Genomic DNA, 11,781 nt, shown 5'->3' with positions numbered 1-11,781 from the left:
CGCGCGCGTAGAGTCTGGCCATGGATGCCGAAATGCAGACCGACATCGTCGTGCGGCCCGTCCGCGACGTGGATGCCGAAGCCCTCGGACGTGTGCACGCCACGTGCTGGCACGAGACGTACGACCATCTGATCAGCAAGGCCGCGCTGGAGAAGATCTCGCCCAAGCGCATGGCCGAACTCTGGACGCACTGGGCCGTCCAAGGACCGGATTTCACGATGCGCGCCGCGCTGGTCGGGGGCGAGATCGTCGGTTTCGCCGGCTCCGGGCCGGCGCGCGACCGGGATGCGCCGCGCAACCGGGAGCTGTACTTCATCTATCTGCTCGACGCGTGGCACGGCACGGGCATCGGTCAGCAGTTGTTCGACGCCGTCGTGGCCAAGGATGAGCCCCTGTACCTGTGGGTCGCGGAAGACAACCCCCGCGCGCACCGGTTCTACGCCCGCAACGGGTTCGTGCTCGACGGTGCGACGCACACCGAGCCCTTCCTCGGCGAGCAGCTCACCGAAGTCCGATTCATCCGCTGACGTGCTGCAGGTCTGGGCCCTGGAGGGCATCGGGGAGATCACGCCGGGGGTGGACCTCGTGTCGGTGATCGCGGCTGCGGCCGGAGGCGAACTCGTCGACGGCGACATCGTCGTGGTGACGAGCAAGATCGTGTCGAAGGCAGAAGGCCGCTTCGTCGTGGCGGATGACCGCGAGAACGCGATCACCGCCGAGACGGTGCGGCTCGTGGCGGCGCGCACCGCGCCGGACGGACAGGTCACCCGGATCGTGGAGAACCGTCTCGGGATGGTCTCCGCCGCGGCGGGGGTCGATGCCAGCAACACCCCCGCGGGAACGGTGCTGCTGCTGCCGGAGGACCCGGATGCGTCGGCGCGCGCACTCGCGGCAGGCCTGCGGGAACGCACCGGCGCTCTCGTGGGCGTTCTCATCTCCGACACCCTCGGCCGCGCGTGGCGCGAGGGGCAGACCGACGCCGCGATCGGGGCGGCCGGGGTCCTCGTGTTCGAAGACCTCCGCGGACACGTCGACGCCGAGGGCCGCCCGCTCGTGGCGACGATGCCGTGCGTCGCCGACGAGCTGGCGTCGGCCGCCGACCTCGTCAAGGGCAAGGCCGCGCGCCTCCCGGTGGCCGTGGTGCGGGGCCGTGGCGACCTCGTCGGCTCCCTCGACCTCCCCGGTGCGCGCTCCATCGTGCGCCCGGCCGAGCGCGACATGTTCCGCCTGGGTGCCGACGAGGCATACGCCGCCGGATTCGCCGACGGCGCCGCATCCCGCTAGATGCCGGCAGCGCGGAGCACTGCGCCGGAGGCGACGAAGTCGGTCGCCGCGGCGATCTCCGGGGCGAGGTAGCGGTCGGGGCCTGGGCCGGGCACGGTCTCACGCAGTGCCCCGACAACGCGGGCGGTCGCGGGAGCCGCCCCCTCGCCGCGCATCTCGATGCCGCGGGCCGCGGTGAGCACCTCGATCGCGAGTACCGTCGTCAGCCCCTCGATCCCCCGGCGGAGCTTCCGGGCCGCGTGCCACCCCATCGACACGTGGTCCTCCTGCATCGCACTGGTCGGGATCGAGTCGACGGATGCGGGCGCCGCGAGCCGTTTGAGTTCGCTGACGATCCCGGCCTGGGTGTACTGCGCGATCATGTGCCCGCTGTCGACGCCCGGGTTATCGGCGAGGAACGGGGGCAGCCCGTGGCTGCGCATGCGGTCGAGGAACCGGTCGGTGCGCCGCTCGCTCATGCTCGCGACATCCGCCGCGGCGATCGCCAGGAAGTCGAGCACGTAGCCGATCGGGGCACCGTGGAAGTTCCCGTTGGACTCGACGCGATCGTCGAGGGTCACGACGGGATTGTCGATGGCGCTGGCGAGCTCACGGTCGGCGACGAGCCGCGCGTGGTCGAGGGTGTCGCGTGCTGCGCCGTGCACCTGCGGAGCACACCGCAGCGAATACGCATCCTGCACGCGGGTGAATCCGGTGGTGCGATGCGCGGCGATGACCGGCGACCCGTCGAGCATCGCGCGCATCACGGCGGCGGAGGCTGCCTGCCCGGGGTGCGGGCGGAGCGCGAGGAGGTCGGCGGCGAAGACGCCGTCGGTGCCCGCGAGGCCCTCGACGCTCATCGCCGCCGCGATGTCGGCGGTGTGGAGGAGCGTGTCGAGATCGGAGATCGCGAGCGCCAGCATCCCCAGCATCCCGTCGGTGCCGTTGACGAGCGCGAGCCCCTCCTTCTCCTGCAGCACCAGTGGGGTGATGCCGGCCTCGGCCAGGACGGATGCGGCGTCCCGGCGAATGCCGGAGGAGTCGTGCACCTCGCCCTCGCCGATGGCGGCCAGGGCGCAATGCGCGAGCGGCGCCAGGTCTCCGGAGCATCCGAGCGAGCCGTACTCGCCGATGATCGGGGTGATCCCGGCGTTCAGCATCGCGGCGTACGTCTCCGCGACGACCGGGCGCACTCCGGTACGGCCGGTGGCCAGGGTCGCCAGCCGCAGGAGCATCGTGCCGCGGACGACCTCCCGCTCGACCTCGGGACCGGCGCTGGCGGCGTGGCTGCGCACCAGGGAACGCTGCAGCTGCCGGCGGTCTTCGGCGGGGATGTGGCTGGTGGCCAGGGCGCCGAACCCGGTCGAGACGCCGTAGTGCGGCAGCGGGTGGCCGGCGAGACGCTCGATGACGGCGCGGGTGTGCCCCATCCGGCCCCGCGCGTCGGGGTCGAGGCGCACCGGCGCCGCGTCGCGCGCCACGGCCACGACATCGGCGATGCGGAGGGCACCCGCGCCCACGGAGACATCCGGCATGCCCTCAGTGAAGCCGCACGATCGCGGCAGCGCATCGGCTGCCGGCGGTATTGTGTCTGAAATCTCAGACACGGAGGAGGGTCGTGGCGCACGTGCCGGCCGCCCGCAGCGCACTGCGGATGCTGCGCCTCCTCGCCGAGCGCACCGGCCCGGTGCCCGCATCCGTCCTCGCGCGGGAGCTCGGCATCCCGCGCTCCTCGCTCTACCAGCTGGCGCGGGCGATGATGGATGAAGGGTTCCTCGTGCACTACCCCGAGGAGCGGGCCTACGGCCTCTCCGCTCTGGTGGCGGAGATCGGCGCCGGATCGCTGCAGACCGACCGGCTCCGGCGAATGGCGCACCCGCTGCTGGAGCGGCTGGTCGGTGCCGCGGCTGTCCCCGTCGTCGGGCACCTCGCGGTGCTGACCGGCGCGGAGGTGACCTACGTCGACCGCGTTTCCGCACCCCGCGCGCCGACGACGGTGTCGAACGTCGGCGTCCGCCTCCCGGCGCACCTGACGGCGACCGGCCGCGCCGCGCTCGCGGTGCTGTCGACCGACCAGGTGCGCGCGCTGTACCCGCACCGCCAGGCGCTGTACCGCCGCGTCGGGCCCGGGCCGTCCACCCTCGGGGAGCTCGACGGGCTGCTGCGCGCCGCTCGTCAGCGCGGCTGGGCCGACGAGGACGGCGACATCACCGCCGGGTATGCCTCGGTCGCGGCCGCTGCGGTGGACCGCAACGGCTACCCCGTCGCATCCGTCGGTGTCACCTTCCGCAGCCTCGCGGACGGGGATGCCGTGGCCCTCCTGGGCGCCGCCGCGCGGCAGGCCGCCGCCGCTCTCACCGCCCGCCTCGCCGGCCACTGACGCGCGCGGAGCCTGGCCGTGAGGTCGGACGATCGCGCCGATGTCGGAGCCTCTGGGGTGGATCCTCCGACGAGGGCGCGATGTTCCGACGGCGCATCGCGCGACGCCGGGGTCGAGCCGGGCTCAGCGGCCGCGGATGTCGCCGAAGAGGCGAGCGATGGGTGCGAGGATCAGCGGGCGCGCCGCCACCCACGCCGCCGCGGTGACGGCGATGGAGGCGATGAAGATCCAGAACCCGGTCCAGTTCACCGCATCCTGCGCCGCGTACATGTGGTTGAGGTTGCGCAGGGCACCGGTCGCGAACACCAGCGCCACGTGGGCGATGATGAACAGGACGAAGTAGATCATCACCGGGAAGTGGATGCGGCGCGCCCACTCGAGCGGGTAGATCCGGTTCAGCGTGGTCGCATTCGCCGGCCAGATGCCGCTCATCCGCACTCCGGTGACGATGGCGAGCGGCGCCGCGAGGAACACGGTCGCGAAGTAGGCCAGCTGCTGCAGCGAGTTGTAGTTGACCCATCCGTTCTCGGTGGGCCAGTTCAGCGACACGTACTGCAGGCCCGCCGAGATGGCGTTGGGGAACACCTCCCATGACGTGGGCACGATGCGCATCCACTGCCCGGTGACGAACAGCAGCACGACGAAGATCACGCCGTTGGCCACCCACAGGATGTCGAGCGACTGGTGGAACCACAGGGCGAGGCTGATCTTGCGCTTGGAGTCGCCGCGCGGAGACCAGAACACCGCGGGGCGCTTGTCTCGGCGCACCTGCAGGCCCGAACGGATGATGAGAACGATCAGGAACGCGTTGAAGAAGTGCTGCCACCCCAGCCACGCCGGGAACCCGACGGGGGCGCCGGAGGGCAGGTGGTACTCGCCGGGGTAGGCCGCGAGGAATCCGGCACCCCACTCGGTCGACAGCAGCCACCGCACGAGCGCGACAGCCATCCCCGCCGCGACCAGCAACCCGCCGCCGGCGACAATGACCGCGCCCGCCCACTGCACGCGGGTGAAAGGTCCGTACCGCTTCGGCTCCGGCCGCGGGGCGCGCGGCCCGGATGCCGCAGCGCCCGGCCACACCGCCGCAGTGAACGGCAGCGGCGGGCGCGGGCTCGCCGGCTCGACCAGGGCGGCGGTCGAGGGGGCCGGGGTGGGCGCGGAGGCCGAAGGGGGCGGGGTGGGGGCCGAAGCGGACGCGGGTGCAGCCGCATCGGTGGTGAACCGCGCAGGTGCGGACGGCGCGGGTGCGGACGGCGCGGCGGCGGCAGCGGTGGTGGACATGGACGGCGCGGGCGCGGCACCGGTCGACGCCGCGGTCACCACGGTGGAGACGGGAGGCCACGCCTCGCCGCCGGGCTCGCGCGGGAGCCCGCGCCGCACCGTCACACCCGCGGCGGGCTCCAGCGCGGCCGCGCCGCGACTCGGGGCGGAATCCGTGCCCTGGGGCGGGATCGTCTCGCCCCGAAGAGCAGAATCCGCTCCAACCCCGACAGCCGGAGCACCCCGAAGCGGCTCCGGCGCAGGCGCCGCGGTAGCCGCGACGGTCGCTGCCGCAGCCGACACGGACGCCGCGGGTGCGGGTGAGGCGGCACCGGCCGCGGGTGCGGGTGAGGCGGCACCCGCGGCCGCTGCGGGAGGCCATGGTTCCCCGCCGGTAACGCGCGGGAGCCCGCGCCGCAGCATCGGCCTCGCCGCCGACGGCCTATCGGGGTGTGGGGCGGACCCGCCCGAACCTGCCGAACCCGCAGGCCCCGCCGACACCTCAGTCCCTTGCGAACCCGGCGAACCCGGAGTACCCGGGGAGCTCGCCGGGACCGGAACCGCAGGCTCACCCACAGGCGCGGCACCGACGGCACCGGTGACACCGGCGACACCCCCGGGCGCGGACTCCCCCGCCGCGGCACCGGTGACATCAGCGGCACCACCGGGTACGGGGATATCCGCGGGCGGCCACGGCTCGCCGCCGCGGACGCGCGGCAGCCCACGACGAAGGGCGCGGGTCTCACTCACAGGCGGCCTATCCCTTGCGCTGCTCGAGCGCGGCGATCAGCTGCGGCACGACGGTGAAGACGTCGCCCACGACGCCGAAGTCGGCGATGGAGAAGATCGGGGCATCCCCGTCCTTGTTGATCGCGATGATGGTCTTGGCCGTCTGCATCCCCGCGCGGTGCTGGATGGCGCCGGAGATCCCCAGCGCGACGTACAGCTGCGGCGACACCGACACCCCGGTCTGTCCGACCTGCGCCGAGTACGGGATGTACCCGGCGTCGACGGCGGCGCGGGATGCTCCGACCGCGGCGCCGAGCGCATCGGCGAGCTGCTCGACCAGGACGAACTTCTCCGCCGATCCCAGCCCGCGGCCCCCGGACACGACCTTGACCGCACCCCGCAGCTCCGGGCGGGACGATGTCGCCACGGCGGCCTCGTACCCGTGGACGGATGCGGCGGGCACGCCGGATGCGGGCACCTCCAGCCGTTCGATCAGCGGCTCTGCCACGGCCTCGGCCCTGGCGTCGATCGCGCCCTGCCGTACCGTCACCACGAGCGTGCCGAAGGTGGTGGCCGACTCGGTCGTGTAGGCACCACCGTAGACGGAGTGCTGCGCGAGAACGCCCTGCTCGTCACGGGTCACCCCGACCGCGTCCGCGGCGATCGCGAGCCGCAGGCGGGCGGCCAGGCGGCCGGCGATGTCGCGGCCCTCGATCGAGTTGGCCACGAGCACCGCGTCCGGTTGCATCGCGGTGACGGCCGCGGCGAGGGCGTCCACCACCGGCACCGTCAACTGCGAGGAAGCCGTGTCGAGTTCGGCGACGAGCACCCGCCCGGCGCCGAGGGAGGACGCCTCCTGCGCGGCCGCGTCCCCGGAACCGGGGCCGGTCACGACCACGGCGACGGGGTCGCCGACCGCTGCCGCAGCGCCGAGGAGGCCCGCAGCGGTGGAGACGACCGTGCCGTCGGGGGTGGTCTCGATCAGGACGAGGATCGGGTTCGAAGTCATGTGCGTCTCCTCACGCGAGCCGGTTGGAGATGAGGAACTCGGCCAGCTGCGTGCCCGCGTCACCCTCATCGACGATCTTCATGCCCGCCGCCCGCGCCGGTCGCTCGGCGACGGTCACCAGGATCGACCGGGGCACCGAGAAGTCCTCGGGGTCCACCCCGAGATCCGTCACCGTCACCGTCTCGTACGGTTTCTTCTTCGCCGCCATGATTCCCTTGAAGTTCGGGAAGCGCGCATCCGGGAGGGCCTCGGTGATCGAGATCACCGCCGGAAGAGGCGCTGACACCGACACCGCCCCGGCATCGGAGGCCCGGGTCCCCGACACGGATGCGTCGGCGATCTCGACACCGGTCAACGCCGTCAGTTGCGGCATCCCGAGGTGCTCCGCGAGCATGGCCGGGATCACCCCGCCGGTGCCGTCGGTCGAGAGGTTTCCGGTGATCACCAGATCCGGTTCGGCACGGCGCACCGCCGCCGCGAGCACTTCCGCGGTCAGGGACATGTCCGCGCCCCGCAGCGCGTCATCCGTGACATGCACCGCCGACGTCGCCCCCATCGCGAGACCCTTGCGCACCGTGGTCACCGCCGATGCCGGCGCCATGGTCACGAGGATGACCTCGGTTCCGGCATGCGCGTCGGCGTAGGTCAGCGCGACCTCGAGAGCACGTTCCCCGATCTCGTCCAGGACCGCGTCACTCGCGCCGCGATCGGCCAATCCCGTCTCCAGGTCGAGCTTGCGATCCCCGTACGTGTCGGGAACCTCCTTCACGAGCACCACGATTCTCATCGGTTCCGCTCCTCACGTCGGGTCGAGTCTAGGCGGCGCGCCCCCCGCGCCTTCGGCTCGCCCACCACGGACGGATACCGTGGCGGGGAGGGAGGCGTGATGCCCAGACGATTGCAGATGGACCCCATTGCCGAGGCCAAGCGGCAGTGGCATGCGCACGGGTGGGACGACGCGGCGGACGGGATGACCGCGGTCCTCTCCCTCATCCGCGCGCAGCAGTTGGTGATGGCGCGCATCGACGCGACGCTGCGCCCCCTCGGCCTCACGTTCGCCCGGTTCGAGCTGCTGCGCCTCCTCGCGTTCACGCACGAGGGGCGGATGCCGATGGGAAGCGCCGTGGCCCGGTTGCAGGTGCACGCCACCAGCGTCACCAACACGGTGGAGCGCCTGGCGCGCGACGGGTACGTCGTGCGCGAACCGCACCCCACCGACGGGCGCGCGGCGCTTCTCGTCCTGACCGACACCGGTCGCACCCACGTGGAGGAGGCCACCCGCGCGCTCAACGCGGTGTTCGCCGATCTGGGGTTCTCGGCCGACGACCAGGTCGAACTCGCGCGACTCATCGCGCGGTTCCGCAAGAACTCGGGAGACTTCTCCGACCCGGCGCCGCAGCCCGAGCCCCTCTGATCGGCGTCACCGGCCCGTGAACTCGGGGGCACGTTTCTCGCGGAAGGCCGCCATGCCCTCCTTCTGATCGTGCGTGGAGAACAGCGCCGAGAACGCGGCGCTCTCGTAGCGCAGGCCCTCACTGAGCGTGGTCTCCAGCGCAGCATCCAACGCCGCCTTCGCGGCGTAGAGCGACGGCAGCGACCTCGCCGCGATCGTGCCGGCGACCTCCTCCGCGACCGCGAGGAGGTCCCCCGCCGGGACGACGCGTGAGACGAGCCCCGCCCGCTCCGCCTCCTCCGCGGGCATCCGGCGCCCGGTGAGGACGAGGTCGGCGGCCTTGTAGTACCCGAGTGCGCGGACGAGCCGCTGCGTTCCGCCCATCCCGGGGATCACGCCGAGGCCGATCTCCGGCTGACCGAAGGCGGCCGTGTCGGCGGCGAGGATGACGTCGCACATCAACGCCAGTTCGCATCCACCCCCGAGCGCATAACCGGAGACCGCGGCGATGACGGGCGTGCGCACGTCGGCGAACCGGCGCCAGGCACCGAAGTGGTCATCGAGCACCATGTCGACGGAGGTCTTCCCCTCCATCTCCTTGATGTCGGCGCCGGCGGCGAACGCGCGTTCCGACCCGGTCACCACGATGGCTCCCACGCCGGGGTCGGCGTCGAACGCCTCGGCGGCTGCCACCACGTCCCGCATCGCCTGGGTGTTCAGCGCGTTGAGCGCGTCGGGGCGGTTCAGGGTGATCCATCCGACCCTTCCGCGCTGCTCAGTGAGGATGGTGTCGTAGCTGGTCACATCGGGCTCCTTACGGTGCACTGCCGGACGGATCGAGGGGATGATCCCGGGGAAATCCTGCCCGGGATCATCGCCCTCTGCGAACTCTTTGGAGATTTCCCGCTCATGCTGCCGTCCCCAGGACGCTGCGTCCGACGACGAGGCGCATGATCTCGTTGGTGCCCTCGAGGATCTGATGCACCCGCAGGTCGCGCACGATCTTCTCGATGCCGTACTCGCTGAGATACCCGTATCCGCCGTGCAACTGCAGCGCCTCGTTGGCGCGGCTCGCTCCTCGTCGCTGATGGCGACCGGTTCGAGCACCGGGACAGGGGTGGCGTCCATGGCTCTCCTTCGTGCGGCGGCGTCGCTGCACACGACAGCTTAGTAGGGCTTCCTACTATTTCGATGGGCGTGCATGAATTGCTGCCCTCCGTCCCGCGTCCCTGCCTTGCACCGGCGCGCACGGGTCAGGCCCACGCTCCGCAGGAGTATGCGCGAGGCGTGGCCGTGTCAGCCGTCCCAGCGGCGGAGCAGCGCCGCCAGCGCCTGGCCCCCGCCGATGCACATCGTCACGACGGCGTACTCCAGGTCGCGTCGGTGCAGATCCATCGCCGCACGCAGAGTGAGGATCGCGGCCGTCGCGCCGACCGGGTGCCCGAGGGCGATGGCGCCGCCGTAGGGATTCGTCTTCGCCGGGTCCAACCCGGCATCGCGGATGACGGCGACCGCCTGGGACGCGAAGGCTTCGTTGAGCTCGATCGTGTCCACGTCGCTCGGCGACAACCCCGTCTGCTGCCACAGTCGCTCGAGCGCGATCACGGGGGCATAGCCCATGATCTCCGGCTCGATGCCCGCCGTCACGACCGCCTCGATCGTCACCAGCCCCTTCAGCCCGCGCTCGCGGACATCGGACTCGCGCATGAGCACGGTTGCCGCGGCTCCGTCGTTGATGCCGGAGGAGTTACCGGCCGTGACGCTGCCGCCCTCCGCGAACGCCGCCCGCAGTCCCGCGAGCACCTCCACCGTCGTGCCGGGGCGGGGATGCTCGTCGAGCGAGACCTCGATCGGCTTCCGGCCCCCGGTGGTGACCGGCGCGATCTCCTCCGCGAACGCCGCCCGCGCCGCATCCGATGTCGCCCGGCGCTGGCTCTCGGCCGCGAACTCGTCCTGAGCCTCCCGGCTCACGCCGTAGCGCGTGGCCACCGTTTCGGCGGTCGTGCCCATGTGCCGACCGGTGAACGGATCGGTGAGGATCGCGAGCGTGCCGTCCAGGAGCTTCCGGTCGCCCAGACGCGGGTTGGACCGCGCCTGGAAATCGAGGAAGGGCGTCCGCGACATGCTCTCGTCGCCGCCGGCGACCACGACGTCCACACCGCCCCACAGCAGCTCCTGCGCGCCTGACCAGATGGCCTGCAGGCCCGAGCCGCACAGGCGGTTGACCGTGAACGCGGGGATGCGGGGATGCAGCCCGGCCGCGAGCGCCACCCGCCGCGCGTTGTACGCGTCGGGGCCGTTCTGGGCGATGCATCCCATGACGACCTCCCCCACGTCGTCCCCGGAGACGCCGGCCCGCGCGAGCGCCGCGGTGACCGCGGTCGCGCCGAGCTCGTGTGCGGGGACGCTCGACAGCGACCCGGCGAAGCTGCCCACCGGCGTCCGCGCACCGGCGAGGAGCACGACCTTCTCGGACATCACCCCGCCGCCTCCTCCGGGCGCTCGGCCACGTCGAGCACCGCGGTGTCGGGCACATAGCCGGGGATGTGCCGCTCGTCCGGACCGTTGTACTCCGACAGCGGGCGGATGAGGGCATTGGATGCCTGCTGCTCCATGATGTGCGCGGTCCACCCGGTGATGCGGGCAGCGACGAACAGCGGCGTGAAGGTGAGGACGTCGAACCCGATGAGGTCGTACGCCGGCCCCGACGGGTAGTCGAGGTTCGGGTAGATGCCCTTGCGCTCCACGAACTCGCTCTCGAGGGTGTTGTAGAGCTCCGCGACGTCGGGCCGGTCGTAGTGGGCGACGAGGGTGTCCAGGGCGGCTTTCATCGTCGGCACGCGCGAGTCGCCACGCTTGTACACGCGGTGACCGAAGCCCATGATCTTGCGCTTCTCGGCGAGCGCCGTATCCAGCCACGGCCCGACGTTCTCGGCCGAACCGATCTCCTCGAAGATGTGCAGCACGGCCTCGTTCGCGCCGCCGTGCAGCGGCCCCTTCAAGGCTCCGATCGCCCCGACCACGGCCGAGTAGATGTCGCTGAGGGTCGAGGTGATGACGCGGGCGGTGAAGGTCGAGGCGTTGAAGGAGTGCTCGGCGTAGAGGATCATCGAGCGGTTGAACGCGTCGATGACCACCGGGTCGAGCGCGTCAGCGAAGGTCTGCCACAGGAAGTTCGCGGCGTAGTCCAGGTCGTCCCGGGGCTCGACGAGCTCCAGGCCCCGGCGACGGCGCTGCCCGTAGGCCACGATCGCCGGCAGCTGCGCGAAGAGGCGGATGCTGCGCTCGAGGTTCTCCTCGGGGGTGCCCACCGCATCCATGACGTTCGCGATCCCGGCGGTGTCCTGGGCGCCGATGACGCTCACGGCCGTTCGGACCTCGTCCATCGGGTGTGCGCTGGTGGGCAGGATGTCGATCGCCGCCTTCACGTCCGGATGCAGCGCCCGGTGCTGCCGCTCCGTGGCGCGCAGCTCCGCGAGCTGCTCCTCGGTGGGCAGCTCGCCGTGCCACAGGAGGTACGCGACGGCTTCGAACGGCTGGGTCGCCGCCAGCTCGTGCACGGGGTACCCGCGGTAGAGCAGGCTGTTGGTCTCCGGGTTGACCTTGCTGACGGCCGTGTAGTCCACGACGACGCCGGCGAGGCCCTTCTTGATGTCGGTGTCGGTCATTTCTCTCCTTCGAGTACTCCATGTCTCACTTTCCGCAGGTTTTGCTGATATTCCTGCGGAAAGTGAGACATGGATGGCG

11 protein-coding genes and 1 pseudogene are annotated in these 11,781 nt (G+C 71.8%); 4 read left to right on the top strand and 8 right to left on the bottom strand.

All coding sequences use genetic code 11. From position 1 onward, the window contains the following. Positions 1 to 20 precede the first annotated feature (20 nt). Both AC2DFQ_RS13350 and cofE read left to right on the top strand, forming a co-directional pair. The gene (locus AC2DFQ_RS13350) at positions 21 to 527 is read left to right on the top strand and encodes a GNAT family N-acetyltransferase (RefSeq protein ID WP_484507840.1); all 507 of its coding nucleotides are present in this window, start codon (positions 21 to 23) and stop codon (positions 525 to 527) included. Position 528: 1 nt separating this feature from the next. Then, positions 529 to 1,284: a coenzyme F420-0:L-glutamate ligase gene (gene cofE, locus AC2DFQ_RS13345; RefSeq protein ID WP_484507839.1), complete on the top strand. Its 756-nt coding sequence runs from the start codon at positions 529 to 531 to the stop codon at positions 1,282 to 1,284. Here the strand turns inward: cofE and hutH are convergent. Continuing rightward, a complete protein-coding gene (gene hutH, locus AC2DFQ_RS13340; protein WP_484534231.1) occupies positions 1,281 to 2,798 on the bottom strand; it encodes a histidine ammonia-lyase in 1,518 nt (505 codons plus the stop codon). The two genes, cofE and hutH, sit on opposite strands and share 4 nt — an antisense overlap. Positions 2,799 to 2,881: 83 nt before the next feature. Here hutH and AC2DFQ_RS13335 point away from each other — a divergent pair, with 83 nt between their 5' ends. Further along, positions 2,882 to 3,643: an IclR family transcriptional regulator gene (locus tag AC2DFQ_RS13335; protein ID WP_484534230.1), complete on the top strand. Its 762-nt coding sequence runs from the start codon at positions 2,882 to 2,884 to the stop codon at positions 3,641 to 3,643. 123 nt (positions 3,644 to 3,766) lie between these two features. Here AC2DFQ_RS13335 and AC2DFQ_RS13330 read toward each other — a convergent pair whose 3' ends face one another. The 3 genes from AC2DFQ_RS13330 to AC2DFQ_RS13320 form a co-directional block, all read right to left on the bottom strand. Beyond that, positions 3,767 to 5,023 carry a cytochrome b/b6 domain-containing protein gene (locus AC2DFQ_RS13330; RefSeq protein ID WP_484534229.1) on the bottom strand — a complete coding sequence of 419 codons (1,257 nt, stop codon included), beginning with the start codon at positions 5,021 to 5,023 and terminating at the stop codon, positions 3,767 to 3,769. A 637-nt stretch (positions 5,024 to 5,660) separates the two neighbouring features. After that, positions 5,661 to 6,641, bottom strand: a complete 981-nt coding sequence (locus tag AC2DFQ_RS13325; RefSeq protein ID WP_484507835.1) for an electron transfer flavoprotein subunit alpha/FixB family protein — start codon at positions 6,639 to 6,641, stop codon at positions 5,661 to 5,663. A gap of 10 nt (positions 6,642 to 6,651) precedes the next feature. Next, complete coding sequence (locus AC2DFQ_RS13320; RefSeq protein ID WP_484534228.1) at positions 6,652 to 7,428, bottom strand: electron transfer flavoprotein subunit beta/FixA family protein; 777 nt, start codon at positions 7,426 to 7,428, stop codon at positions 6,652 to 6,654. 117 nt (positions 7,429 to 7,545) lie between these two features. On the opposite strand from AC2DFQ_RS13320, the gene AC2DFQ_RS13315 reads away from it, so the two are divergent. Then, positions 7,546 to 8,055, top strand: coding sequence for a MarR family winged helix-turn-helix transcriptional regulator (locus AC2DFQ_RS13315; RefSeq protein WP_484507833.1), 510 nt, complete (start codon positions 7,546 to 7,548; stop codon positions 8,053 to 8,055). A gap of 6 nt (positions 8,056 to 8,061) precedes the next feature. On the opposite strand, the gene AC2DFQ_RS13310 is transcribed toward AC2DFQ_RS13315, so the two are convergent. The 4 genes and pseudogenes from AC2DFQ_RS13310 to AC2DFQ_RS13295 all read right to left on the bottom strand — a co-directional run bounded on the left by AC2DFQ_RS13310 (position 8,062) and on the right by AC2DFQ_RS13295 (position 11,702). Further along, a complete protein-coding gene (locus AC2DFQ_RS13310; protein WP_484507832.1) occupies positions 8,062 to 8,838 on the bottom strand; it encodes an enoyl-CoA hydratase-related protein in 777 nt (258 codons plus the stop codon). A gap of 103 nt (positions 8,839 to 8,941) precedes the next feature. Then, positions 8,942 to 9,112, bottom strand: a pseudogene (locus tag AC2DFQ_RS13305) (acyl-CoA dehydrogenase family protein); the annotation flags it as partial. Between the two features lie 218 nt (positions 9,113 to 9,330). Next, complete coding sequence (locus AC2DFQ_RS13300; protein WP_484534227.1) at positions 9,331 to 10,512, bottom strand: thiolase family protein; 1,182 nt, start codon at positions 10,510 to 10,512, stop codon at positions 9,331 to 9,333. Beyond that, the gene (locus tag AC2DFQ_RS13295; RefSeq protein ID WP_484534226.1) at positions 10,512 to 11,702 is read right to left on the bottom strand and encodes a bifunctional 2-methylcitrate synthase/citrate synthase; all 1,191 of its coding nucleotides are present in this window, start codon (positions 11,700 to 11,702) and stop codon (positions 10,512 to 10,514) included. The genes AC2DFQ_RS13300 and AC2DFQ_RS13295 overlap by 1 nt, the downstream gene beginning before the upstream one ends. Positions 11,703 to 11,781 lie beyond the last annotated feature (79 nt).

Source organism: Microbacterium sp. Z11_20 (assembly GCF_057197605.1).
Note: the sequence above shows the minus strand (reverse complement) of the source record. Positions and strands in the feature narration are given on the sequence as shown.